Below are 25817 nucleotides of genomic sequence, written 5' to 3'. Positions count from 1 at the left end.
TGCAAACTCCGGACTGCTGCTCGACATGGTCCGACCACCCGGTCTGCCTCTTGACTTCGCTCGGCGTACCTGCCAATTCTCGGTCGTTCGATCTAGAACGATCGACCGAGAGGAAAAAATGGACGACCAGACGTGTCTTCGAAGCGCCCGTCAGTTGTTGCAGGCCATTGGAGGCCGAGCGGCGGAATGCGAGTCCCTGCGCCGGCTCCCCGATGAGACCCTCGAGAGCTATCAGCGATCCGGCCTTCTGCGCGCGCTGCAGCCGCGCCGATGGGGCGGGTTCGAGCTGAGCCCGCTCACGTTCTTCGAGGCCGTCGCGGCGGTGGCCGCCGCGTGCCCGTCGAGCGCCTGGTTTCTCAGCGTCGTCGGGATCCATAACTGGCAGCTCGGGCTCTTCCCGGAGCAAGCCCAGCGCGACGTCTGGGGGAAGGACACCAGCGTCCTCATCAGCTCGTCGTACGCGCCGACCGGCAAGGTCGAGCGCGTGGACGGCGGCTTCCGGCTCTCCGGCCGCTGGTCGTTCTCGAGCGGCTGCGACCACTGCCAGTGGGTGTTCCTCGGGGGCATCGCTCCGGGCGACGGCCCGATCCCCGACATGCGGACGTTCCTGCTGCCGCGGTCGGATTATCGCATCATCGACAACTGGCACGTCGCGGGCCTCGCGGGCACGGGCAGCAAGGACATCGTCGTCGACGGCGCCTTTGTCCCCGAGCATCGCACGCATCGGTTCGCCGACGCATACATGTTCCAGAATCCCGGCCAGGCCGTGAACACGGCACCGCTCTTCCGCTTGCCGTTCGGTTGTCTGTTCGCGTTCGCCATCGCCGTGCCGGCGATCGGCGCGGCACGGGGTGCGCTCGACGCGTATCGCTCGTACATGCAGGCGAAGGTGGCGGCGTACGACGGCTCGAAGGTCGCCGATGACCCCTTCGCGCAGCGACGCTTGTCCGAAGCGGCCGTCGAGATCGCCGCGGCCGAAGCCGACGTGCAGGACACCTGGAATCGGATGTGCGCGCAGGCCGAGGCTGGTGAAACCATCCCGCTGTCGGCGCGTGCGCGGGCGCGATGGAGCGCCGCCAACATCGTGCTCCGGGGAGTGCGGGCGGTGGACCTGCTCTTCGAAGCGAGCGGGGGGCGGGCCCTCTTTCTCGACAACCCGATGCAACGCTACTTCCGCGACGTCCACGCGATGCGGGCACACGCGCTCAACAACCCGGACAAGGCGTCGCAGGTGTTCGGCTACGCCGAGCTCCATCCGGGCGGCACGCCGCCCGAGCTCTTCCTCTAGGGACGAAGGAGACGATCGATGGAGGCAATCTCACGCCTCGGATACCTCGGCTTCGAGGTCGGCGACGTCGCCGCCTGGGAGCGGTTCGCGGTCGACGCACTGGGCCTCGTCGTGTCCGACCGACGATCGGACGGCAGCGTCGCCTTCCGGATCGACGACCAGGCGCAGCGCATCGTCGTCCATCCGGGCTCTGCCGACGATCTCGCGTACGCCGGGTTCGAGGTTGACGACGAGGCGACGCTGCGCCGCTTGTCCGAAACGCTGAACCAGGCCGGATTCCCGGCGAAGGACCCGGGCGACGACGTCGCGCGCGCACGCCGCGTGAAGCGCGTGCTGCGCGTCGAGGATCCGAACGGCGTGCCGATCGAGCTGTTCCACGGGCCCGAGCGGGCGCCAGATCCCTTCCGGTCCTCGCTCGTCCCCTCCGGGTTCGTCACCGGTGACGAGGGCCTCGGCCACGTGGTGTTCGCCGCCATGGATCCGCAGGCGACCGAGCGGTTCTACTGCGAGCTCCTCGGCATGCGGCTCTCCGATCGGATCGAGGTCGAGATGGCGCCCGGGTTCTCGCTGCTCATCACGTTCCTCCACGCGAATTCGCGGCACCATACGGTGGCGTTCGCCGCTGCGCCGATGCCGAAGCGGGTGCATCACTTCATGCTCGAGGTGGGTGCCATGGACGACGTCGGCCACGCGTACGACCGTTGTCTCAAGGCCGGCATCGAGATCGCGAACACGCTCGGCGTGCACCCGAACGATCGCATGTTCTCGTTCTACGCGCGGACGCCGTCCGGCTTCGACGTCGAGTTCGGCTGGGGCGGTCGCAAGATCGACGACGCGACGTGGAAGGTGGATCGCTACGATCGGATGAGCGTCTGGGGCCATCACATGCCCGCCACGCTGCCGTCGCGCGGAGCCTGATCGTGCGGATCGGCTGGAACGGCGGCGGCCATCACACGCGCCTGGAGTCGATCCGTGACGAAGCGCGGCGCGCCGCCGCGGACGGCTTTGCGAGCTTCTGGCTCTCGCAGATCAGCGGCCCCGATGCGCTGACGGCGCTCGCGGCCGTGGCGGCCGACGCGCCGGGCATCGAGCTCGGCACGTCCATCGTGCCCGTCTACGGACGCCACCCGATCACGCTCGCGGCGCAGGCGCTCACGGCGCAAGCGGCGACGGGCGGTCGCCTCGTCCTCGGCATCGGCGCCTCTCATCAGGTCCTCGTCGAGGGCATGTTCGGCGAACGCTACGCGCGAGCCTTCACGCGCGTGAGGGAGACGTTGCTCGCCTTGAAGGGCCTGCTCGCTGGCGACGCCGTGTCGCTCGAAGGCAAGGAGGTCGTCGTCCGCGGCCGCCTCTCGATCGAAGCGCCACCATGCCCCATCCTCGTGGCCGCACTCGGCGAGAAGATGCTCGACCTGGCGGGCCAGGAAGCCGACGGGGTGACGCTCTGGATGGTGGGACCGCGCACCGTGACCGACTACGTCGCGCCGCGCCTCGGGGAAGCAGCGGCTCGTGCCGGTCGCTCATCGCCGAGAATCCTCGCCGGAATTCCGGTATGCGTGACCGACGCTCCCGACCGCGCACGCGCCGTGGCCGCAGAGCGGCTCAAGCTCTACGGCGTTCTCCCCGCGTATCGCGCCACCCTTGCACGCGAAGGTCTCGCCGGCCCCGAGGGGCTTCTCGCGGTGGGGACGGAAGACGAAGTGCGAAGGCGCATTGCGGCGTTCGAGATCGCCGGCGCGACCGACCTGCGTGTCAATGCTCTGTGCGCGACGCCCGGGGAATTCGAGCGCACGCGCGCGTTCCTCCGCGGGCTCTGCGCGGAGAAGAATCAGTGACCGCGCCATACCGCATCGGCGTCCATCATCACATCCTGCCGCCGGACTACCTGTCGGTGCCGGCGCCGGCGCTCTCGGCCAACCCGCATGCGCTGCGCTCGCTCTGCGAGCTTGTTCCGCCGACACAGATCCTCTTCGGGTCCGACGTCCCGTTTGCACCCGAGCCGGTCACCCATCTGAGCGTCACAGGGCTGGCACGGTACGATGCTTTCGACGAAGCCGCCCGCCGCGCAATCGAGCGTGACAACGCGCTCTCGCTCCTGCCGACGCTCCGCGACCGCGTCGGAGGGTATCGACGTGAGTGAGGCAAACGCCGTGCGGAAACTGTCCCGACGGCAAGAGCTCGGGGCCGAGTCGCGCCGGAGGATCGTCGATGCCGCCGCAACGCTAATGGCCGAGCGCGGGTTCGCGGGCACCAGCATCGCGGCGGTGAGCCAGCGCTCGGGGTTGCCGTCGGGCTCGATCTACTGGCACTTCGACAGCAAGGAAACACTGCTCGCGGCGGTGGTCGAAGAAGGCGCTCGGCGCTGGTTCGATGCGCTTCCGCGCATCGATGGCCTCCCGAAGGACCCAGCCCAGCGGATCGCAGCGCTCTTCGAGGCCGTGGACGCGTCGCTGGAGTCGCACCCGGAGTTCCTTCGGCTCTTGCTGCTCATTGCACTGGAGCGGCGCGACGTCGATGCCGCGTCGCTCACCGTCATCCGACGCGTGAGGGACCTCGCGCTCGAGCGCATCCGGAAGATGATGGTCGTCATGCTCGAGCCGTTGAACCTGCGAGACGTGCACGGGATCGCTGACGAGTTCGCGCGACTCGTCCTCGTGGTCGCCGACGGCGCGTTCGTCGCCCAGCACATCGATCCCGGGCAGGCCGACGTTCGCCGTTCGTTCGGCCTGCTCCGTCGCGCGCTCACGGCCCTGGCGCGCGAGATGAACACCACCGATCGTGGAGGCAGGCGATGAACGCCGCGGAGAGCCTGGTCGTCACGGCACGCGCCTTCGGCGTCGACACGTGCTTCGCGAATCCAGGAACGAGCGAGATGCCGCTGGTGGCTGCCCTCGACGCCGTCCCGGGTATCCGCGCCGTGCTCGGTCTCTTCGAGGGCGTCTGCACCGGCGCCGCGGACGGCTTCGCCCGCATGGCAGGACGACCGGCGATGACGTTGCTCCACCTCGGCCCGGGCCTCGCCAACGGGCTCGCCAATCTACACAACGCGCGCCGCGCCCGCTCGCCGGTGCTGAACGTGGTGGGGGAGCATGCGACCTGGCACCTCGGCGCCGATTCCGCCCTGGAATGCGACATCGAAGCGCTGGCAGCGCCGATGTCGGCATGGGTCCGCACCAGCAGGAGCGCGGGCGCCGTGGCCGCCGACTGCGCCGACGCGCTCGCGGCGGCGACGGCTCCGCCTGGGAACGTCGCCACCCTCATCGTGCCGGCGGACCTGCAGAGCGCAGCCGCCGGCGCACCGGCCCGCGTGTCGAAGTCGACTGCGCCGCCGCCACCGGATGGGTTGCGTGCCGCGGCCGCCGTAGAGCGCCTTCGCCGAGGAGCGTCGACGGCCCTCTACGTCGGCGGCCCGGCGTGCGCGGCTGTCCCGCTCTCGCACGCGGCGCGGATCGTCGCGGCGAGCGGTTGCCGGCTGTTCGTCGAAACGTTCCCGGGACGCATGGAGCGCGGCGCCGGCACGCCATCCGCCGAGCGCTTCCCGTACTTTCCGGAGCAGGTGGCCCACACGCTCGGCCGAACGACGTGCGTCGTGGTCGTGGGCGCGCCGCCGCCGGTCGCCTTGTTCGGGTGGCCCGGCGCGCGAAGCCGGATGCTGCCCGAGGACGTCGAGGTGGTGTGTCTCGCGACCGCAGAAGAGGACGTCGTGGCTGCGCTTGCGTCCGTCGCGACCGGGCTCGGTGCGCCGGTCGATCGCGGATCGCTGGCTCCATTCGAGCTGCCGCCGAGACCGTCCGGCAAGCTCGATGGTGCTGCGCTCGCCGCGGCTGTGGCGGCGACGATGCCGGAGCACGCGATCCTGGTCGACGAAGGCGCGACGGCGTCGGTGTTTCTGTACCCGGCCCTCGCATCCGCGGCGCCGCACAGCTGGCTCACGTTGACCGGCGGCGCCATCGGCCAGGGGTTGCCGTGTGCGACTGGCGCGGCGATCGCGTGCCCCGACCGACGCGTCGTCGCGTTCCAGGCCGATGGCAGCGGACTGTATACGATGCAGGCGCTGTGGACGCAGGCCCGCGAGTCGCTCGACGTGACGACCATTGTCTGTGCGAACCGCGCCTACCGCATCCTGCAGATCGAGCTGCAGCGCGCAGGGGTGTCCCGCACCGGGCGAGCGGCGCGCAGCCTGACGGAATTGACCGGCCCGGACATCGACTGGGTGCAGCTCGCCGCCGGAATGGGCGTCCCCGGAATCCGGGCGAACGACGCGGACGGGCTGGTGCGCGCATTGGAGCGCGCGTACGCCGAACCCGGCCCGCACCTGATCGAGGCGGTGCTGGCGTGAATCCCGCGCCAGGCGGAACAGGAGATTGGACGAGCACGGCACGAACCTCGCTGGGCAGCGAGCCGTAATCGGGACGGAGCGCCGGCGCTTGGACGGCGGCGTCTCCCACGGCGCCTCGGCTCCATCCTCACCAGTCGGCGCGATGCGTAGGCCGACGATCTGTCCGCGTGCGGTTGCATCCTCGGCGATCGCTTCGATTGTCGCGCGCGCGATCCGTGGTACGGCCGCCAGCTAGGGCCACTGATCGGCATACGGCACGAGTCGATCGTCGACGAAGACCGTGGTGCCGTGCTGCCGAGGTTCGTGCAATTGCGCGGGTGGTTTTCGCGCCGTCCGGCGTTGCCCAGCCGTGGTGCCGGTTGAGCAGTGAAACTCGTGGAAACCGACGCGATCGCAGATCGCGGAGCGTTCGACGACTACGACGGCCATCGGCGCGAGCTCTATCGCTCGACGGTCGCCGGCGAGCGGCCGGTCTAAGGCGCGCGGATCAGAATTTCGGACCGGCGGAGAGCTCCGCGAACCGCGCGCGGGCCAGCTCGAAGTCGTCGAGCTCGAAGATCTCCATACCGGCGGACTCGTCGCCCCGGAGGAGCCCGATGCAGACGTAGACGGCGTCGAAGTTGCCGCCCTCGGCGTTGGTGCCGGACCAGCGGTTGACCCAGAGGATGCCGTGCGGCGCCGTGCCGATGAGGCGGAGCATCTCGATCCTGAGGTCGCGGCTCAGGTCCCACACCGCGGCGAGCGAGTCGATGTAGGCGTCGACGCCCTCGAGGCGGCCGACGCCGGTGCGGCGGCGGTCGTCGAGGTAGAAATCGGCCGGGAGCAGCGCGCGCAGCCGCTCGAGGTCGTGAGCGTTCCACGCGCGTGTGATCGCGATGACGTTCGACGGGACCCCGTCGTCGCCGCTCGCGACGTAACGCTCGAAGAGCTCCGCGCTCGCGGCGGCACGGTCGTCGGGATCGAATGCGGCGCCGTGGACGAAGCGACCGTCGCGATCGACCTCGCTCACCATCAGCGTTTCGATCTCCGAGGTGGCGCCGGCTTCGCCCGTCGTCCACAGAATGTGCTGCAGCGCGAGGCGATCGCCCGCGGTCGCGAGCAGCGTGCGCACCGGCCGCCACCCGTCGTCCACGATGAGGTGGTCCCCGGTCAACGTCTGGCCGAGATCCGCGGACATGCGGAACAAGCGCCGCCGATCATCGAACCGATAGGTGGGGGCGTACAGCCCGCGAATGGCGTCACGATCGTTGGCCGCCACGGCACCCCACCAACGGTCCCAGGTGCGCGTCACCGCGTTCGGCGGGATGCGCAGGGGATCGGGCCGCAGCTCCTCCAGGCGGGCTTTTGCCCTATCGAGGTCTTCGCCCTCGAACAGGTCGAGGCGCGTGATCCGGCCGCCCGTCGCGGTGCTGAGCCAAAGATACTCGCTCTCGAAGGCGCCGCCGTCGGCAAGGGAGCCGAAGCGGCGGCCCCTGGTGATCACCCCATGGCGCTCGACCGCCGGCCAGAACCAGCCGAGTTCCACGCGCTGGTCGGGCGCGAGATCCCACAATACCGCGACGGTCGAAAGGTACGCGTCGGCGCCTTCGATCCGGCCGAAGCCGGTCCGGCGGTGATCGTCGACGATGACGTCGTCGGCGAAGAGCGTCCTCAGACGCTTCCAGTCCTGCGCGTCGAAGCTTTCGACGGCAGCCCCGATGACCGCCACCCACGGCGCCGCGGCGGGATCGATCGCCGCCCAGCGCGCCCACGCCTCGCGCTGCGCGGCGCGGGCGTCGGCGAGATCGAAGAAGATCATGGCCACGATCCTCCCCGCCTCGTCGATCTCGACGACACCGAGATATTCGACCTCCCAGCGGCCCTCGGGGGGACCGCCGGACCAGAGCGCGCGCGTGACGGCGACGCGATCCCCAGCCATTCCCACGAGCCGGTTTTCGACTCGGCCACCGTTTCGTACCCGCTCGCGAGCGGACGCGATCATCAGGTCCCGGTCGCCCGAGAGCAGTGCCAGGCGGCGCCGGTCGTCGAAGATCATCCCCGGCGTGCAGACGTCACGCATGGCGTCCCAATCGTCCGACGCGACGGCTGCGTCGAACGCCGCCTGCCAGCGTTCCAGCATCGAGACTGCCGCGTTGGGACTGACGATCTCCGCCAGCGGATCCGCGGCCGCGAGAGCCTCGAAGCGCGCGCGGGCCTGGTCGAGCTGGTCGACGTCGTACATGTCCCAGTGCACCAGCCGGCCCGCCTCGTCGTGCTCCCCGACGCTGATGAACGGCGACTCGAACGGGCCACCGTCACGCGTGCCCACCTGCGCTCCCTGGTACAGATGGATGCGGCCCGAGAGGCGGAGGTGATCGAGGCGGTAGCGGACGTCGGGAGCGAGCTCGACCAGTGCTTGTTGCGCTCGCACGAGCGTCGCCGCGTCGCCGAGCGTCGTCCCCCAGCCGAGCAGGCGGTGATCGTGGAAACCGACGTCCGGGGCGAAGGTCGCGGCGTAGGCATCCCAGTCGCGCCTCGCGACCGCGTCGCCCATGGAGCGAAGGGCACCGGCCGTGGTCCCGTGCGCCGCCGCCTCACCCGCGACCCAGCGCGCGCCGAGCTCGGCCCAGGCGGCGTCGACGTCGTCCGGGTCGAATCGATCGTACGCGACGATGTCGCCGCGCTCGTCCGTCTCGATCAAGAGGAGCGAGTCGATCGCGCTCGGGCCGACCGCATCCTCGGCCATGTCCATGGTGAAGCGCTTGAGCGCGAGTCGCTCGCCGCGCGTCGCGAGCAGCTCGACGGAGCCGCCCACCGCCATGTCGAGCGTCGGGCGGGTGAAGTCGAGGAACTGCTCGCGATCGAGATCGAGATGCAACAGGCGCCGATGGTCTCGATAGCGGAGCAGGTGCGACTGGAGCGCTGCGAAGCCATCGGCGTCGCGCCGTCCCCAGGCATCGATGACGGCCAACCACGCGCGCGACGCGGCGTTGGCGAACGGGTGCTCCGACACCGACGACACCTGGTCGGCGCTCCCGGCGAGCGCGTCGTAGCGTGCGAGCGCCTGGGCCTCTTGCTCGGCTTCGAAGATCTCCCAGCGTACGACGAGGCCCTCGGCGTCGTGGACGCGCAGCGTGCACATCGGGCGCTCCCACGTGCCGCCGCTCGCGCGGGCGCGTCCGAACTGGGTCGCGCGGATGAGGGCCGCGTGCTCCGAGAGCGCGAGCACGTCGTCGTAGCGTATCCCGATGTCGTCCGAGAGGTCGTGGAACGCGCGTATCGCGATGACCAGAGCGTCCCGGCCGTGCAACTCCCCGAACCCGACGGTGCGGTGATCGATGGCGACGATCCCCGGCGCGAACGCGGCCAGGAAGCCATCTCGATCGGAGCCGGAGCGATGGAACGCCGCGACCGCGCGGGCCGTGCCGGCGGCGCGGGTTCGTGCCGGGCCGGGAGGCAGCAGCTCGGCGTAGCGTTCGTAGAGGCGCACGACGGCTTCGCCGAGGCGGTCGTCGGCGAAGACTTCGCTCCGCTTCATCTGTCCGCGCTGGTCCACCTCGAAGACCACGAAGTAGTCGGCCTCGACGGGTCCGACGGAGCCGAACTTCGAGTCGACGCCGTCGTGGGTATACGAACGGCGCAGGAGCGCGAGCGAGTCGCCGAGCGTCCCGAGGGGTTCCTGCGCGAACCTGGCGTTCCGAGCCCGCCAGAGCCCGCGAAACATGGCGAGCAGCTCGGGCGCTCCATACGTCGCGCCGGTCGGGTGGTGGATCACTTCAATCGGCTCGGCGTGGGTGGCGAGCAGGGCCGCCTCGTCGCGCGTCTCGACTGCGGCGCAGAGGTGCTCCGCGTTGCGCACGGCGGCATTCGCACGCACGAGGCGGGCGGATCGCTTCGGCACCGCACCGGCGACCAGCGCATCGAAGCGCGCGAGCGCCTCGGCTCCGTCATCGGCGTCGAACCACTCCGCACGCGCGAGCCGCCCCTCGACGTCGGTGGCGAAGCACACGAGAAAGAGCCGCTCGTAGGCGCCGCCGCCGAGGCGCTCGTTGCCGGAGTGCATGTTCTCGACGAGCATGGCGTTCGGCTCGACCGCCAGAACCGCGAGGTGCCGGAACACGATCTCGCTGGCGACCTCCCGCAGGGCGCGGAGGTGTTCGAGGAACGCGGCGGCGCCCCGGACCGACCAGGTTCCGAGCCGCCGGTGATCGATCGACTCGAAGTCGGTGGCGAGCACGGCCGCCCAGCGATCGAGACCGCTCACCGCACGGCTCGTCGTACCCATCGCGCGCGCCGTCGCCGCCGTGCGGTCGCGCGCCGGGCCGTCGGGCAGCAGCTCGGCGTGGCGCTCGTACAAGCGCTCGACAGCGTCGCCGAGTTGATTGACGGCAAAGACCTCCTGACGCCGCGCCAGGCCGCGATCGTCGACCTCCACCAGCGAGATCGCCTCGTTCTCGTATGCGCCGACGTCGTAGCGCCTGCCGGCTGCGCCGCTCGCCCGCACCAGCCTTCGCCGCAGGCACAAGGCGTCGCCGAGCGTCGCGAACGGCTCCTCGCGGTAGACCGGATCGCGCGAGCGGAACAGGCGCTGGAGCGAGCCCAACGCCTCCGCGCGTCCGTAGCAGGACCCGGTCGGGTGATCGGTCTCCTGGTAGTCCTCGCTCAGGAGCGCCAGGAGCGCGTCGAAATCGCGCTCCGCCAGGGCAGCATCGAAGCGGGCCTGCCACGCGGTCGCGGCGTTCGAGCGCACGTCCCGGCGCGCTGCCGGCGCAGGCCCGACGCGGGACTTGGATTCCCCGGGAAGCGGCGGTACCTCCGCTCCCTCCTTCCGCACGCGCTCGGCGAGCACCGTCGCGCCCTTCGCCACCCAGAGCTCGATCGCCCGACGCTCCTCGCCGTCGGCCTCGGCGCCACGTCCGGCCGCGCGCAGCGCCGCCGCGAGCGCCACGCGCGCGTCGGCGTGATCGAGGAGCGCGTCGGTCGCGGCGGCGATGGTCACGGCGGCCTGCGCCAGCGAGATGGCGTCGTCGTGGTCGCCGCGCTTCGCCAACGCCTCGGCGCGCGCTCCGCGCCAGGCGATCGCGGCCTGGAGATCGTCGCCGGCGAGCGCCTCGCTCTCGCGCGAGAGCGCCTCCGCTTCGGCGATCCGCCCTTGCGCGAGGAGCGCGCGCGCGAGCAACGCCGCCGCGCGGGCCGCGTCGATCCCGAGCCCGAGGTCGCGCAGTCCATCGTATGCGACACGGAGCGAGCGCTCGGCGGCCGCCGCGTCGCCCTCGAGGAGATCGATCCGCCCGGCGAACGCGTCGGCCTCGAAGAGCCGGTGCGCGATGCCGAGCTCCTCCACCATCGAGCGCGCCGACCCGATCATGCGCCGGGCCGCGTCGGTACGCCCGCGGAGCGCCTCGAGCACGCCCTGACAACTCAGCGCCACGGCCTCGACCGCCGGCGCCCCCTGCGTGATCCGCAGCACGCGCACCACGTCGAGGCAGCGGCCGCTCGCGCGCGTCACCGGGCTCGGTCCCCAGAGCGCCGCGAGCGGTGCCCCCGCCAGGACCGCATTCGCGCGGCGCCGATCGCCCGCACGACGGGCGGCGGCGAGCGCCAGATCGAGCGCCGCCTCGCAGGCGCCGACCTTCCCGAGGCGCGCGAGCGCCTGCGCATGGACGAAGTGCGCCTTCGCTTCGCCGGCGGCATCACCGACCGCCGCCAGATCCCGCGCCGCGGCGCCGACGCGATCGGCGGTCGCCTGCAGCGCCTCCGGCGCGGTGAGCACGGTGAGCTGGCCCGAGAAGCACGTGTGCCAGGCGCGCAGCCGGGCGGAGTCGCCGGCGCCGCGGCCGAGCTCGTCGATGGCAGCTCCGGCCGGGCCCACGTCGCTGGCGGACAAGAGGGCCTCGCACCAGTCGAGCGCCAGGTCGGCTCGCTCGGGAGCGTCCGGCGCGAGCCGATCGATGGCGCGCCCGAGGAGGCTCGCCGCGAGCGGGACATCGTCGCGGGCGAGCGCCCGCCGGCCGGCGGCGGCCAGCCGTTGCGACGCCCGCTCGCCGAGACGGTGGCTGCGCTCGTCGAGCGAGCCCAGCTCACGGAGGTGCTGGTGTGCCTGCTCCAGGTGCCAGCCGATCGTCTCGTCGTGCTCGGGCGCGTCGCCGACCCGCGCCTCGATCCAGTCGGCGAGCCGCTCGTGCAGCTCGGCGCGCGTCCCCTTGAGCAGGCGCCGATACGCCGCGTCGCGGATCAGAACATGATGGAAGCGCAACGCTGGCTCGCCGAGGAGCCAGCCCGTGTCGCGCTCGATGAGCTCGCTCCGGCGGAGCGACTCGAGGCGCGTGTCGAGCTCGCTGCCGTTGCGCCCCAGCAGCGCCGCGACGGCGCTCCGCGAGAAGTGGCGGCCGACGACCGCGGCGCGCTCGAGCACGGTCCGGTCTTCGGGCCGCAAGCGCTCGATGCGTGCGGCGAGCAGCGCGTGGATGGTGGGGGGCATCTCCAGCGCGGCCAGCCCGGCGCCGATCGTCCAGCGGTTGCCCTCCTTCGTGAGCGCGCCTTCCTGCACCAGCATGCGCACCAGCTCGCCCACGAAGAGCGGGTTGCCCTCGCTCGCGGCGAGCACCTTGACCGCGACCGCCGACGGCAGGTCTACGGCTCCGATCACGTTCGCCGCGAGCCGCATCGCCGCGCCGGCGTCGAGACCGCCGAGCGTCACCACGTCGGCGACGAGGCCGCCGGGCGTCGCGAGCGTGGAACGGAGATCGCGCAGCTCCGGCCGCGCGCCGACCAGCACGAAGAGCGGCACGCCGGCGCCCCACTGCACCAGGTGCTCCACCAGGTCGAGGAGGAGCGGCTCCGCCCAGTGCAGGTCGTCGATCACCAGGATCACGGGGCTCGCGGCGGCGAGACCCGAAAGGAACCGCCGCACGACGAAGAACGTCTCCTCGGGCGACGTGGGTGACCCGCCGAGGAGCGCCGCCACGCCCCCGGCAACGCGTGCTCGCTCGGCGTCGTCGGTGGTGGACGGGAGGGCGGCGGCGATCGCGGCGCGGGCCGGCTCGCCGGTGGCGCCGTCGTCGAGGCCGAGGACCGCCCGGATGGCCTTGGCGAGCGGCGCGAACGTGGCGCCGCCGGCGGCATCGCAGTGCGCGACGAGGATCTTCGCCGTCTCCGCGTGGCGGCGCGCGAACTCGTCGATGAGGCGCGACTTGCCGAGCCCGGGGGAGCCCAGCAGCACGGCGAGCCGCGCAGCCGGAGTCGCGACCGCGGCGTCGTACACGGCGCCGAGCCGCCCGACCTCGTCGTCGCGGCCGACGAACGCCGCGGTCGTCGCGATCGCCGGCTTCTCCAGCGACACGACGCGGTAGGCGCGCACGGGTTCGTCGCGGCCCTTGAGGATCAGGCTTCCGAGCGATTCCAGGGTCACGAGGGTGGCGACGAGGCGCCGCGTGGATTCGCCGATCACGACGTCGCCGTCGCGCGCCTGGTCCTGGAGGCGCGCCGCGACGTTGACCGGGTCGCCGATCAGCTCGGTTTCGTCCTTGGCGACGACTTCGCCGGTGTTGACCGCGACGCGCAGGCCGACCTTGCCGACGAGATTGCTGTGCCGTTCGGCGAGCGCGCGGAACACGCGCTGCATGTCGACGGCGGCGCGCACGGCGCGAATGGCATCGTCCTCGGCCACCTGCGGAAGGCCGAAGACCGCCATGACACCGTCGCCGAGCAGCTTGGCCACCCGGCCGCCGTTCTGCTCCACGGCGCCGCGCATCGCGCGGTAGTAGCCTTCCATGAAGAGGCGGGCCGACTCGGCGTCGAGCCGTTCGTGCAGGGCGGTCGAGCCGGCGAGGTCCGCGAACACGACGGTGACCACCTTGCGCGTCCCGTCGGCATTGGCGCCGGGCGTGGGCACCGGCGCCGCGCCGGTCGCGGTGCCGCACTCGTCACAGAACTTCGCGGCGGCGCGTAGGTGGGCACCGCAGCTCGCACAGGGGCGCGGCAATGGCGCCGCGCATTCCTCGCAGAACTTGGCGCCGGAGCGGTTCTCGTGCTGGCAGAGAGGGCAGGTCATGACCGGACCTGCAGGACTATATGGAAAGCAGGGGGTGCGAACAGCGGGGGGCTGAGTGCCGCCGACGGGCAGGGCACTGGTCGACGAACCGCCCGATCGCGCGCTCGAGTTCCCGCGGGCGGTCGTACATCTCGAGCTTCACGACGTTCTTCGTCGACACGTCCGATCTTGGTGCCGTAGCGGTCCCGGTCGAGCAGCGAAAATGGGCGAAACGGAAGTCCATGTCGCGTCCGGAGGGTTCTTCTCCGACGCACGCCAGTTCGATTCGACACCCAGTCTCCGAGACTGGACATCAGAAGTGGTCGCGCTGCCTTTCAGCGACCGACCAGCCGGTTGAGTTGCTCCGGGTAGCGCGCCCCTTCGATCCGGATCTTCGAGGCGGCCTCGTCGATGTCGCGTAGGTCGGCGGCCGTGAGATCGATGGCCGCCAAGCTGCGATCGCGTTTTCTCTCCCCAGTGGAGAGTCTCGGCCGTGGCTGCATCGGCCATCTGGCCGAGCGCGTCCTCAAGTGCGAGGGCCACCGGGGCGCTGGTCGATGCGTCCCAGGAGGCCAAGCAGACCATGAAGGATCGTGTAGGGGTGCGGTGGGCATCCAGGAACGTAGAGGTCCACGGGCAGGACTCGGTGTGCGCCGTTGTGCACCTCTGGATGGTCGACGTACGGACCACCCGAAATTGCACATGCGCCGACGGCGATCACGATCTTCGGACCCGGCACCGCATCGTACGTCTTCCGGAGCGCGAGCCGCATGTTCTCGGTAACGGGGCCGGTGATGAGCAGGCCGTCAGCGTGGCGTGGGGATGCTACGAACTGAATGCCGAGTCGCCCGAGATCGAAGACGACGGTGTTGAGCACGTTCACGTCGGCCTCGCAGCCGTTGCAGCCGCCGGCACTCACCTGCCGGAGCTTGAGCGAGCGGCCGAAGAGCCGGCGCGTCTCCGCGTCGAGTGCCGCGACGAGCGGGAGCGCGGGGCCGTCGAGCACGAGCTCCTCGCGCGTCCTCGCCGCCATGCGGTACTCGCCTCCGTAGGCGATCGCCCCCTCGGGACATGCCTCCACGCAATCGGTGCAGAAGAGGCACCGGCCGAGATCGAGGCCGAGCCGCCCGTCGCGCTTCACGAGCGCGCCGGTCGGGCAGGCGTCGATGCAGCGCGCGCAGTCGGGCCCGCATCGTTCGGCGTCCAGGCGCGGGAGCCCTCGAAAGCGGTCCGGGAGCGCGGGCGCGTCGTCGGGATACGAGATCGTCCGCCGTCCCTGGTGCACGCGCGCGCGAAGTGCCTTCAGCATCGGGCTCCTCTACAAATCGTGGCCACAGTACGAGAGGTTGAAGCTCTTGTTGCAGAGCGGGAAGTCGGAGATCTGCTGGTTGCGCAGCGCCATCGCGAGCCCCATCCAGTTGTGAAACGACGGGTCGACGACCTTGTAGCGCGCGAAGCGGCCCTCCGCGTCGGTGAGGATGACGTGACAGATCTCGCCGCGCCACCCTTCGACCAGCGACACGACGAGCGCGTCGGCGGCGAGCCGACCAACCGGAGCGCGGAGCGGGCCGTCGGGAAGCGCCGTCAGCTGCTCCCGGACGAACGCGGCCGAGCGTTGAATTTCGAGCCAACGGACGTAGGCACGCGCGAAGACGTCGCCCGTGTGCCACGTCGACACGGGAATGTGGGCGAAGCGGAAGATGCCCGAGGGGAGCTCGTGCCGGACGTCGCGCGAGATACCGCACGCGCGCGCCGCGACGCCCACGATGCCCAGGGCTTCGGCGGTTTCGGGCAGGAGCGCCCCGACCTCCTCGAAGCGTGCCTGCACGGACGGCTCGTCCCAGAGGAGCTGTGTCGCCTCACCGACGTCGGCGACGGCCTTCTCGAGCCGCGCCACCAGCTCGGCTGCGCGGGTGGCGTCGACGTCGAAGCCGACCCCGCCCGGACGCACCATCCCACGCCCGAAGCGACTCCCGCAGAGGAGCGCGCTCATGTTGAGGAAGTCGCCGCGAATGCGGCCGCAGTACGACGCCGTGGGCAAGTAGCCAACGTCGCCCGCGAGCGCGCCCAGGTCACCCGTGTGATTGGCGAGGCGCTCGATCTCGAGCGCGATGCCACGCAGCACCTCGCTGCGTGCCGACACGCGACATCCGGCAAGCGCCTCCAGCGCCTGGCAATGGGCCATCGCATGCCCGACCGACGTGTCGCCGGCGAGCGTCTCCATGTAGTGGATGGTGCGCGGCGTCGGCCCCCCGACGAGCGCGCGCTCGACGCCACGATGCTGGTAGCCGAGCGCGATCTCGAGATGCATCACGGTCTCGCCATGGCACTGGAAGCGGAAGTGGCCGGGCTCGATCACGCCGGCATGCACCGGCCCGACGGCCACCTCGTGCACCTCGTCACCACCGACCGCGAAGAACGCCGCGCCGGTCGACGGCTCGACACCGCGCACCGGTTTCAACCAGGGATGCCCGAGCGGTTGGACGCCGTGCTGCTCGGCGACCTCGCACTCGAAGCGGTGGACCTGCGGACAGCGCGGCGTGAGCGCGGGGTAGACGCCGCGGACGTCGGTGGCGGTCAGCGCCAGTGTCCCCGCCTCGCCATCGGCGACCACCGCCACGAGCCTCACGGACTCTCCGGCGAGCGCGTGGCCGAAGAGCGTCACCACGCGACCGCCCCGGTCCACTCGATCGAGCACGCCCGTCGTGAAGGCCTCGACGTCGAGCACCGGCACGTCGCCCGCCCGCGCGGGCTCGCTGTTGCGCAGGATGAGTGACGTCCCGTCTGCCATGCTCAATCCAACGCGTGCGCGGCTCGTTCGAGCGCGCTCCGCAACGGCGGCGGCACGTACACTCCGATCACGAGGACGACGACCGCGAGCGCGATCGCCGGCATCACGGCCGACAGCGGCTCGCGACGCGGGCGGTCGGCCGTGTCCATTCCCGGCTCGCCCTGCGCCATCTCGAGGACGATGCCCGCCATGCCGACGAAGATCACGGCGAGCATCGCCAGGAACCCCAATGCGACCGCGGAGTGGCCCTGAACGAGCATCGCTCGCAGGATCGTGAACTCGCTCAAGAAGGGACCGAACGGTGGCGAGCCGGTGATTGCGAAGAGCCCGAGCATCCAGAGCCCACCCGTGACGGGGAGGACGCGCAGCACGCCCCGCACCTCGCGGATCGACTTCGACCGGTAGGCCGTGAGGATGTTTCCCGCCGTGAGAAAGAGCATCGCCTTGGTCGCCGAATGGCCGACGGCATGGAGAAGCGCGCCAAAGGTACCGATGCCGCCCACACCGACCCCGAGCGCGAGCACGCCCATGTGCTCGACGCTCGAGTAGGCGAGCATACGCTTGTAGTCGCTCTGGCCGGGGATGAACACGGTCGCCACGGCCATCGACAGGAGCCCGAACCCGACGAGGAGCTCCTGGCCGAAGGCGGCGATGCCCGCCGCGGCGCAGACCTGCTGCACGCGGAGTATGCCGAGGAACGCGCAGTTGAGGAGCGCCCCCGAGAGGAGCGCCGACACGACCGACGGCGCCTCGCTGTGCGCGTCGGGCAACCAGGTGTGGAGCGGCGCGAGTCCCATCTTGGTTCCGTAGCCGACGAGGAAAAGGATCATCGCCGCCTGGAGCCAGGTCTTGTCGATGCCCGACGCGCCGCCCACGAGATCCTGCACGACGAGCGGCAGCGGCGTTCCACCACCCGCAGCCGCGACCGCGAGGAAGAAGTTCCCGAGCAGCGCGATCGCGATTCCGACCGAGCAGATGAGGAGGTACTTCCAGGTCGCTTCGAGGGATCGATGGTGGCGGTGGAAATAGATCAAGGGCGCACTCACGAGCGTGGTCGCCTCGATCGCGACCCAGAGCAGTCCGAAGCGCTGGCTCACGGTCACGAGCGTCATGGCCGCGAGGAAGAAGAGGAGGCACGCCGTGAAGGTCGCCTCGGGCGCGTTGTCGAAGAGGAAGCCCTCACCGATGTCGGTGCGGGTGCCATGACCTTCGCGGCCGAGGTAGCCCGCGGCGTAGACGGCGCACGCGAGGAAGAGCCCACTCGTGATGCTGAGGATGAGCTGGCCCATGGCGTCGAGCGCGAGCCAACCTCCCCATGCGGGTGCCGGATCGTGCACCCAGGTCGCGCCCGTGAGCAACGCGTGTCCGACGGCCGTCGCCACCAGCAGCATTCGCCGCGGGCCGTCGGGACGCAGAACGTAGGCGAATGCGCCCGCAATCAGCGGCGACAGCAGCAGCGCCAGGATCACGGCGTCCAGTCCTTCAGCGCCCGCAAACGCTCCGTATCGATATGATCGAACTCGCGGCTGATGTGGAACATCGCGATGCCCATGACGAACACGCCGACGAACACGTCGAGCAGCACGCCGAGCTCGACCAGCACGGGCGTTCCCTGCACGACTCCGACGCCGAAGACGTAGATGCCGTTCTCCATCACGAGGTAGCCGAGCACTTGCATCAGGGCCTGGCGGCGCCCGACGATGAGAAACAGGCCGGCGAACATCGTGAAGAGCGCCACCGGCACGACGAGCGATGGCAAGACCGAAGCACCCGGCGGCCGAAGGCGGCTCGCGAGCCAGAGCGCGCCGACGAGCCCCATGAGCCCCATCAGAACCGATGGCCCATAGCCGACGAGCGGCTCGACCTCGCGGCGCACCTCGGCATCGCGGAGCGCGCGCGCGAGCAACCACGGGAACGCGATGCCCTTCAGCCCAGTGCTCGCGAGGGCGAGCAGCGTCGTTCGAAGCGACGCCTCGTCCTGCCGCGCCGCGAGCGTCAACACGCCGAGCAGCACCCCCTGAAGGGCCACGACCCGGATGCAGGACCCGAAGCGGCTCGAGCCGAGCAGCACGAAGCTCGTGAGGATCACGCCGACCAGGATCGCGTCGACGGCGGTGGTCACCGCAGCACCAGCACGAGCGCGAGGGTCGCCAGCACCCCGGCCGCGACGAGGAGCTGGGGCACGTGCACCAGGCGCAACCGCGCCATCGACGACTCCACGAGCCCGGTGGCGACGGCGAGAACGAACATCGCGACGACGGCGCTCATGGTGTCGAGCCACGGGCGCCCCGTATGGACGGGCACGACCACGCCGACGAGCAGGCTTCCGAGGAGCCAGAGCTTCAGCGCCGCACCGTAGAGGATGAAAGCGAGATCGGGCCCGCCGTGGTCGAGCACCATGACCTCGTGGATCATCGTGAGCTCGAGATGCGTGGTGGGATCGTCGATCGGAATGCGACCATTCTCGGCGAGGAACACGATCACGAACGCCGCGGCGACGAGCGCGAGCGCCGGCGCGGCGTGGATCCATGCCATGGTGGTCACGCCGGCGAACATCGCCGACAGCGACAGCGTGCCCGTCGTGCGCGCGAGCGCCGCCAGGCCGAGGAGGACGGCAGGCTCCGCCAGCGCGGCGAAGGTCACCTCACGGCTGGCACCCATGCCTTCGAAGCTCGATCCCGTGTCGAGCGCGGCGACGACGGTCACGAACCGCATCACACCGAGGAGATAAACGAGCAGGACGAGGTCGCCCGGGAACGACCAGAGCGCCGGCGCGCCCGCGAACGGCAGCAACCCGAACGCGATCAGCACGGCGGCGAGCCCCACCAGGGGACCCGAACGAAACACCCATGTCGTCGTGTGGCTGTAGACGGCGCCCTTGCGGAGGAGCTTCACGAGATCGTGGTACGGCTGCAGCAACGGTTGCCCGATGCGCCCGCCGATCGTCGCCTTCGTGCGGTTGATCACGCCGAGCAGCAGCGGCGCGAGCGCGAGACCGAGGAGCGTGTGCAGCGCGCTCATCCCGGTCCGATCTTCCACACGAGGAGCGCGATCAGTGTGAGCGCGACATAGAGCACGTAGAGCTGCACCTCGCCGTGCTGGAGCCAGCGCAAGCTCCCGAGCGCGCGCCTGACGCCGCCGAACACGGGGCGATAGAGGCCCTCACGAGCGACGTCCGGGGTCGCGCTCGCGAACGACGCCCGCGCCGGGAAGAAGCCCTTCGGGGCCGCGCCGCCCGATTCCACGCGCAGCACGCGCGCGAAGACCGTCGTGAGCGGCTGGCTGAACGACGACCCCGTGTACTGCATGCGCGGCGACGGGGCGGCGTATCCGCAGTCCCACGTGGGTCCCGCGGTGACGGCGCGTCCCGCCAGGAGCCGGCGACGCAACGCCGCCAGGCCCCCCGCCACGATCGCGAAGGCCACGCACGACGCGACGACGGCCGAGAGCGCGGTCACCGCGACGACGAGCTCGCCGTCGACCGCGTCGTGCGGCAGCGCCGTTACTTGCGTGAGAACCGGCTCGAGACTCCGCACGACGAGCGGCGACGCCACACCGAGGATGATGCAGCCGGCGGCCAGCACGACGACCCCGCTCTGCATCGCGCGGCCGGGCTCCCGGGCCCGATCCGCTTGCTCGCTCCGCGGCTCGCCGAGAAACGCGATGCCGAAGAGCTTCGCGAAGCATGCCGCCGCGAGCCCGCCGATGAGGGCGAGCGCCCCGATCGTCGCGGCCGCGGGCAGCGCGCGCGCGCCGCTGAGCGCCAATATCGCACGATACGCGGCGACGTAGAGCAGGAACTCGCTCGCGAACGCACCGAACGGCGGCAGCCCCGCGATCGCCGCGCTGCCGACGAAGCACGCGAGGCCCGTCCGAGGCAGCCGGCGGAGCAACCCACCCAGCGTATCGAGCCGTCGCGTGCCCGTCTGCTGCACGACGGCACCCACACCGAGGAACAAGAGCCCCTTCGTGACCGCGTGGTTCAGCACGTGGAGGAACGCGGCCGCGAAGCTCAGCACGGCGACGTCGTTGGCCCCGGCGCGCAGGCCGACGAGACCGAGCCCGAGCGCCAGCGTGATGATGCCGACGTTCTCGATGCTGCTGTACGCGAGGATGCGCTTCACATCCTGCTGCGCGAGCGCGGAGAGGATGCCGAGCACGCCCGACGCGGCGCCGACGGCGACGAGCAGCCACCCGCACCACCCCGGCAGCGGCCCGACGAGCGTCAGCACGCGGACGAGACCGTAGATGCCGGTCTTGATCATCACGCCGGACATCACCGCGGACACGTACGACGGGGCCGCCGGGTGCGCTTCGGGCAACCAGACGTGCAGTGGCATGAAGCCCGCCTTGGTGCCGAAGCCGACGAGGGCGAGAAGCACGATCGCTCCGACGTTTGTCACGTGGGGGAAGTGGTCGAAGTTCATGGGATCCGCGCCGCCGCCGAGGAGCACGAACATCGCGATCAGGAACGCCGTGCCGAGATGCGTCGCCACGAGGTAGGTGAAGCCCGCTTCGCGAACGCTCGCGTCCCGATCGTCGGCCGTCACGAGGAAGAACGAGGCGAGCGCCATGATCTCCCACGCGACGAGGAAGAGGACGGCGTTCCTCGCGACGAGCACCAGTTCCATGCTCGCGACGAGCAAGCCGAAGAAGAACCACGACGTGCCGGGAGACTCGTCGTCGCCGTGGTGCGCGCGCAGGTACCCGCCCCCGTATACGGCGGCGACGGTGGAGAGGACCAGAACAGGGAGGACGAAGAGTGCCGACAACGCATCGAGTCCGACGGCGAACGCGCCGAATGGGACGTCCCACGGCAGGCTGAGTGCCAGCACCGGCGCCCCGAGTAAGGCGGCGACCGTGGGAACGAGCGCGACGAGGCTCCCGAGGACTACACCCCCGACACCGAACGCGGTCGCCCACCGCCACGAGCCCCGCACCAGCAGCGCACCGAGCCCGCCGAGGAGCGGAGCGCCGAGGGCTGCAAGCAGGATCGCCACTCAACGCTTCCCCTTCTTGCCGTCGGCCGATGCGTGGTCGAGGTTCTCCTCGACGCGCCGCGCGGCCTCGAGGATCTCGTCGCGCGACGCCTGCTGCGTGATGGCCTTCTTGAACACGGGGTCGTGGAGCGCGAACGACAATCGCGAGAGCAGTCGGAGATGCGCCCGCACCGTTGGGCTCACGAGCGAGAACAGCACGTGCACGGGCTTGCCATCCAGGGCGCCGAAGTCGATCGGCTTCTCGAGGAAGCACAGCGTGATCATCGGCCGCGACACGTGGAGGACGATGGGATTCCGCACGTGCGGGATGGCGATGCCGTCGCCGATGCCCGTCGATTGCAGCGCCTCGCGGGCGAGCAGCACGCGGAGCAGGAAGTCGCGATCGACCTCCTCGGGCAGGCGCATGTTCTCGACGAGGGCGCGCAGGACGGATTCCTTGTCCGTGCCGCCGAGCCGGTAGACGATCCCGCCCGCCTGAAGCGACTCGACGAGCCCCGGAATGGGCGCCGCGTTGCTCTCGGGCTCGTCGAACACTTCGGCCGAGACGTTCATTTTTCGCGACGTCGCCCACTCGAGGAGCTCCGCGCGGTTGAAGCGGTACTGGTCGTTGATGCGGTAGGCCGGCAGGACGCCCTGGCTGATCCAGCGATAGATCGTCTTCTCGGAGACGTTCAGCAGCTTCGACACGTCGCGGACGCCGAGTTGCACCAGCGGATTCCCGGTTGCTGCCAGTATTGGACGACCGTGGACTTGTCAACGACAACGTCCACATTTGTCCTGCTGTGTCCCACGGAGCTCCAGATGGTTGACCAGCGGTCGACCGCGGGCTTCGGCGGGCGCGATCACCTCGATGGGCGCCGCTGACCGGCTCGACGGCTGCGGCCCGGTGCGGGCTACCCGAGGAAGGGAAGCAGCGCGCAGATGCTCGCGCCGACGCGCTCGATCGGGCTCCGGGTGGTGTCGTAGACCGCGTGGTAGTAGCGGGTGTTGGCGATCGAGCAGTGGAGCATCTCGTCGAGAAAGCGCTCGCGCCGCTGCTCGTTCTCGCGGACGAGCGCATCGGCGGCCTGGCGGTCGAGCCCAAGGCGCTCCTGAATCGAGGCCACGCGATGCTCGTACGTCGCCTCGAGCCGGAAGTGGAAGCAGTTCGGCAGCGCCTGCGTGAGCACCGCGGCGCCGCGCCCGACGATGATGGCATTACCCGTCCGCGCGATGCGCACGATCTGGCGTGCGAGCAGCTCGAAGCGCTCCGCGTGTGTTCGCCAGCCCGGAATGGTCGACGCCAGCGCGTCGAGAACGCGCGACTCGTCCCCGAGATTTGCGAAGAGCTGCTCCGAGAGGTGGGTCTCACGGCTCACCTGTTCGATCAGCGCCTTGTCGAAGATCGTCCAGGCTGCGCCCGTGCGGGCGTCGAGGGTCTCCTTCAGCCACTCGGCCAACGGATACCCCTCGCAGCCGAACTGGCGGGCGATCGTGAGCGTGGGCCTCGGCTCGCGCGGCGGACGCTCGCGCAGACGATCCTGCACGTCGGCCCATGCCGACAGACGGCGGGCGACGCTGGGGATGAGTCGATCGGTCGGCAGGGGAGGGATCCTATCGCATTCGCGGCCGAGGTGCACAGCCGGCCCCGCTGGTTGCTCCGCTACGAATCCCCCACGGTGGGACGGGATCGGTTGCCGTAGGTGTCGTAGTGGACGTACTCCGAAACCGGTGGTCGTGTCGTCGGGCCGTACCGCCCCCGTGGCCAGCCCACCGGAATCACCGCGACGGGCGACGACCAGAGCGGCATGCCGAGCGCGCGCCGGGCGAGGAAGGTGCTCCACAACGGCATGACCGTGAGAGAGGCGCCGAGGCCCGCAGCGCGTGCGGCGAGCAGGAGGTTCTGGACGGCAGGGAAGATCGAGCCGTAGTAGATGCTCGCCATGAAGGGAGGGAAGGGGAGGCGCAGGCCGCTGACGATCGGTCCATAGGTGTTCCACCGGACGCAGGCGACGATGATGGCGGGGACCTCCTCGTAGTGGTCGACGAGATAGTCGACCGCCTTCAGCGCCCGGAGCGTCTCTTCGTCGTGGCGCGCGAACCAACGCCAGAGGTTGCCATAGCTCGACCACGCGACCCGGTTCAGGCGCGCCAGCTGTGCTTTGACGTTCCGGTCCCGCACGATGATGAACTCGGCGTATCGGCGTCCGCCACCGGCCGGGGCCTTCGTCGCGAGCTCGATCAAGTGGAGGAGCAGCTCGTCGTCCACCGGATCGGGCTTGAATCGGCGGATCGAGCGCTGCGTCCGCATCGCCTCTTCGATCGGCATCGCCAGCGGGAATCCGCAGGCGTCCTTCGTGTCGTCCATCGTCAGATCCCCCGGCGTCGATCGAGATGTCGCCGCCCGCCGTCGCGAAGTCTACTACACAGGGCCGGCCGTGTGCCCCGAGGCGGTGGCTCCTGCCATCGGGTGCGCGACGGTGCGGCTTGTCGTAGGGTGCATCGACCCGTTCGCGTCCAGCGAGAACTGATCTCCCGGGCCGGGCGACGATGCGCTAGTCGGTCCGCCAAGCCCGCGTACCGAGAAAGATGAGACGCAGTTGTTTGACCCCGCGCGCGACGGCGTCTTCTTCGAGCCGCGAGTGGCCCGGGGGCAGGCTCAGTATCTCGAGGGACAAACTCACGACGGTCGTGACCACGAGGTCCGCGACCATCTCCAGGTCCGAGGCGCTGAATTTCGCGAAGGGTTCGAGCGGCCGCAGGTCGGTGGTGAGCTCATGGACGAAGTAGCGGATCTCCTTGGCGATGGCCTCGCGCAGGACGGGCGACCCACCGCTGCGTTCGCGTAGCAGGAATTCGAACGCCCGCGCGTGCGTGCGTACGTACCCGAGATACCCCCGCACCGAATCGCGAATCGCGACGTCCGGCAGCGCACGCGCGGTCGCGCGCGCCTCGCGCATGAGCCGTCGCAGCTGGAAACATACGTCGTCCACCAGTGCGAGCCCCAGTTCGTCCAGATCGCGAAAGTGACGGTAGAACGCGGTGGGTACGACGCCGGCGGCGCGGGCGACCTCGCGCAGGCCGACGCCGGAGAATCCCTTGCCCTCGAGGCTGAGCTCGAGCGCCGCGTTCAGCAGGCTGCGCCGCGTCTGCTGCTTCCGTTCGTCCCGAGTGCTCATGGGGGTCAGGGGGACCGATTCGAGCTACACTCGTACTCCGTTGGAAGTACTTGAACCAATAGGCTTAATCACACCACACGGTGTAAAACCAAAAATTTCAGTGTACACTCGTTGACAGAAACTCCAAGCGGCAGTATGCGGGCGTCCGTACATCAAAGAGACGCGCGGTGGCCAGCCCGAACAGCCAAACACACGAGACGTCCCTGCACCTGATCGACCGCCATTGGGTCGACTTCGTGCTCGCCCACGTGAACCCGCTCTGGAGTGTCGTCGCAACGAAGGCGCGCCTCCTCGAGGTGCGCCGCGAATCACCCGACACGTCGACCTTCGTCCTGCAGCCGAACTCGCGCTGGCAGGGCTTTCGTCCCGGACAATTCGTACCGCTGCGCGTCCGCATCGACGGGGTCGTGCACGAGCGGTGCTATACCCTGACCGGCCCGCCGTCGGCGACGACGCTGGAGCTCACCATAAGACGCCGACCCGGCGGGATCGTCTCGAGCTTCCTGCACGATCGCCTGCGGGTCGGCGCGGTGGTCGAGCTGGGTCCGGCGCAGGGCGATTTCGTCCTGCCCGAGGTGCTACCCGGAAAGCTGCTCCTGATCGCCGGGGGCATCGGCATCACGCCGCTGTACGGCCTCGTGCACGATGTCCTCGCGCGCGAAAGCAACACCGACGTGGCGCTCTTGTACTACGCCCACGGCGACCGCGACTTCGTGTTCCGCACCGCGCTCGATGCGCTCGCGGTCGTGAGCCCGGCGCTACGCATCGATTACGTGACGGGCGGGCGGTCGCATGCGCCCTGCGACGCGACGACGCTCGCGCGGATCGTCCCCGACTGGAGCGAGCGGCTCGCGTACGCGTGCGGGCCGGAACCGCTGCTCGAAGCCGTGGGCGCCACGTTCGCTGCGGCCGATCGGTCGGCTTGGCTGCGGGTCGAGCGCTTCGGCCGCAAGGCGCCGACCGTCGCGGGCACGGCCCACACGGTCACCTATGCGCGCTCGGGCGTAGTGGCCGTCGCCGGCGGTTCGACGCTGCTCGAGGCGGCTGAGTGCGCCGGGCTGCGACCTGCATACGGCTGCCGCATGGGCATTTGTCGAACCTGCCGCTGTCGCAAGGTCGAGGGCCCCGTCCGCGATCTGTCGACGGGCGCGGTCGACGACGCCCCCGGTCGCGACATCCGCCTATGCGTCACGGAGCCCGTCGGGCCCGTGACGCTCGACCTGTGAGGAG

The 25817-nt window shown here is 70.3% G+C and carries 18 protein-coding genes; 7 read left to right on the top strand and 11 right to left on the bottom strand.

The features are described 5' to 3' along the window. Positions 1–118: 118 nt before the first annotated feature. The 6 genes from VMS22_07295 to VMS22_07270 are packed head-to-tail and all read left to right on the top strand — an operon-like array spanning position 119 to position 5627. Complete coding sequence (locus VMS22_07295; protein HXJ33833.1) at positions 119–1288, top strand: acyl-CoA dehydrogenase family protein; 1170 nt, start codon at positions 119–121, stop codon at positions 1286–1288. Positions 1289–1306: 18 nt separating this feature from the next. Further along, positions 1307–2206, top strand: coding sequence for a VOC family protein (locus VMS22_07290; GenBank protein HXJ33832.1), 900 nt, complete (start codon positions 1307–1309; stop codon positions 2204–2206). 2 nt (positions 2207–2208) lie between these two features. Beyond that, a complete protein-coding gene (locus tag VMS22_07285) occupies positions 2209–3123 on the top strand; it encodes a TIGR03564 family F420-dependent LLM class oxidoreductase (GenBank protein HXJ33831.1) in 915 nt (304 codons plus the stop codon). Continuing rightward, on the top strand, positions 3120–3428 hold the full coding sequence (locus VMS22_07280) for an amidohydrolase family protein (GenBank protein ID HXJ33830.1): 309 nt from the start codon (positions 3120–3122) through the stop codon (positions 3426–3428). Before VMS22_07285 ends, VMS22_07280 begins: the two co-directional genes overlap by 4 nt. Next, positions 3328–4083: a helix-turn-helix domain-containing protein gene (locus VMS22_07275; GenBank protein HXJ33829.1), complete on the top strand. Its 756-nt coding sequence runs from the start codon at positions 3328–3330 to the stop codon at positions 4081–4083. The genes VMS22_07280 and VMS22_07275 overlap by 101 nt, the downstream gene beginning before the upstream one ends. Next, positions 4080–5627, top strand: a complete 1548-nt coding sequence (locus tag VMS22_07270; protein ID HXJ33828.1) for an acetolactate synthase large subunit — start codon at positions 4080–4082, stop codon at positions 5625–5627. Before VMS22_07275 ends, VMS22_07270 begins: the two co-directional genes overlap by 4 nt. 487 nt (positions 5628–6114) lie before the next feature. On the opposite strand, the gene VMS22_07265 is transcribed toward VMS22_07270, so the two are convergent. From VMS22_07265 to fabR, 11 genes are all read right to left on the bottom strand, one after another. Further along, positions 6115–13659 (bottom strand): nuclear transport factor 2 family protein, encoded by a 7545-nt coding sequence (locus tag VMS22_07265; protein HXJ33827.1) that lies wholly within the window; start codon positions 13657–13659, stop codon positions 6115–6117. Between the two features lie 505 nt (positions 13660–14164). Further along, a complete protein-coding gene (nuoB, locus tag VMS22_07260; protein HXJ33826.1) occupies positions 14165–14947 on the bottom strand; it encodes an NADH-quinone oxidoreductase subunit NuoB in 783 nt (260 codons plus the stop codon). Between the two features lie 9 nt (positions 14948–14956). Further along, positions 14957–16429 carry a hydrogenase gene (locus VMS22_07255; GenBank protein ID HXJ33825.1) on the bottom strand — a complete coding sequence of 491 codons (1473 nt, stop codon included), beginning with the start codon at positions 16427–16429 and terminating at the stop codon, positions 14957–14959. A 2-nt stretch (positions 16430–16431) separates the two neighbouring features. Continuing rightward, on the bottom strand, positions 16432–17898 hold the full coding sequence (locus VMS22_07250; protein HXJ33824.1) for a proton-conducting transporter membrane subunit: 1467 nt from the start codon (positions 17896–17898) through the stop codon (positions 16432–16434). Next, positions 17895–18551 (bottom strand): hydrogenase, encoded by a 657-nt coding sequence (locus tag VMS22_07245; GenBank protein ID HXJ33823.1) that lies wholly within the window; start codon positions 18549–18551, stop codon positions 17895–17897. Before VMS22_07245 ends, VMS22_07250 begins: the two co-directional genes overlap by 4 nt. Then, on the bottom strand, positions 18548–19450 hold the full coding sequence (locus VMS22_07240; protein ID HXJ33822.1) for an NADH-quinone oxidoreductase subunit H: 903 nt from the start codon (positions 19448–19450) through the stop codon (positions 18548–18550). The genes VMS22_07245 and VMS22_07240 overlap by 4 nt, the downstream gene beginning before the upstream one ends. Next, positions 19447–21429: a proton-conducting transporter membrane subunit gene (locus VMS22_07235; protein ID HXJ33821.1), complete on the bottom strand. Its 1983-nt coding sequence runs from the start codon at positions 21427–21429 to the stop codon at positions 19447–19449. The genes VMS22_07240 and VMS22_07235 overlap by 4 nt, the downstream gene beginning before the upstream one ends. Then, a complete protein-coding gene (locus VMS22_07230) occupies positions 21430–22137 on the bottom strand; it encodes a PTS sugar transporter subunit IIA (protein HXJ33820.1) in 708 nt (235 codons plus the stop codon). 185 nt (positions 22138–22322) lie between these two features. Next, positions 22323–22955, bottom strand: coding sequence for a cytidylate kinase-like family protein (locus VMS22_07225; protein ID HXJ33819.1), 633 nt, complete (start codon positions 22953–22955; stop codon positions 22323–22325). Positions 22956–23071: 116 nt separating this feature from the next. Continuing rightward, positions 23072–23776: a nitroreductase family protein gene (locus VMS22_07220; protein ID HXJ33818.1), complete on the bottom strand. Its 705-nt coding sequence runs from the start codon at positions 23774–23776 to the stop codon at positions 23072–23074. Positions 23777–23963: 187 nt separating this feature from the next. Then, positions 23964–24587, bottom strand: coding sequence for an HTH-type transcriptional repressor FabR (gene fabR, locus VMS22_07215; GenBank protein ID HXJ33817.1), 624 nt, complete (start codon positions 24585–24587; stop codon positions 23964–23966). A gap of 167 nt (positions 24588–24754) precedes the next feature. Here fabR and VMS22_07210 point away from each other — a divergent pair, with 167 nt between their 5' ends. Next, positions 24755–25813 carry a ferredoxin reductase gene (locus VMS22_07210; protein HXJ33816.1) on the top strand — a complete coding sequence of 353 codons (1059 nt, stop codon included), beginning with the start codon at positions 24755–24757 and terminating at the stop codon, positions 25811–25813. Positions 25814–25817: the final 4 nt, after the last annotated feature.

The sequence above is a fragment of the Candidatus Eisenbacteria bacterium genome (assembly GCA_035577985.1).
GTDB lineage: Bacteria > Desulfobacterota > Binatia > DP-6 > DP-6 > DATJZY01.
The sequence above is the reverse complement of the archived record's forward strand: the minus strand, read 5'-3'. Positions and strand labels throughout refer to the sequence as shown.

Coding starts and splice junctions, on each gene's coding strand:
- VMS22_07270 (HXJ33828.1), top strand. CDS start 4,080: ATGAACGCCGCGGAGAGCCTGGTCGTCACGGCACGCGCCTTCGGCGTC.
- VMS22_07275 (HXJ33829.1), top strand. CDS start 3,328: ATGCTTTCGACGAAGCCGCCCGCCGCGCAATCGAGCGTGACAACGCGC.
- fabR (HXJ33817.1), bottom strand. CDS start 24,587: ATGAGCACTCGGGACGAACGGAAGCAGCAGACGCGGCGCAGCCTGCTG.
- VMS22_07255 (HXJ33825.1), bottom strand. CDS start 16,429: ATGGCAGACGGGACGTCACTCATCCTGCGCAACAGCGAGCCCGCGCGG.
- VMS22_07220 (HXJ33818.1), bottom strand. CDS start 23,776: ATGGACGACACGAAGGACGCCTGCGGATTCCCGCTGGCGATGCCGATC.
- VMS22_07295 (HXJ33833.1), top strand. CDS start 119: ATGGACGACCAGACGTGTCTTCGAAGCGCCCGTCAGTTGTTGCAGGCC.
- VMS22_07290 (HXJ33832.1), top strand. CDS start 1,307: ATGGAGGCAATCTCACGCCTCGGATACCTCGGCTTCGAGGTCGGCGAC.
- VMS22_07265 (HXJ33827.1), bottom strand. CDS start 13,659: ATGACCTGCCCTCTCTGCCAGCACGAGAACCGCTCCGGCGCCAAGTTC.
- nuoB (HXJ33826.1), bottom strand. CDS start 14,947: ATGCTGAAGGCACTTCGCGCGCGCGTGCACCAGGGACGGCGGACGATC.
- VMS22_07240 (HXJ33822.1), bottom strand. CDS start 19,450: ATGAGCGCGCTGCACACGCTCCTCGGTCTCGCGCTCGCGCCGCTGCTG.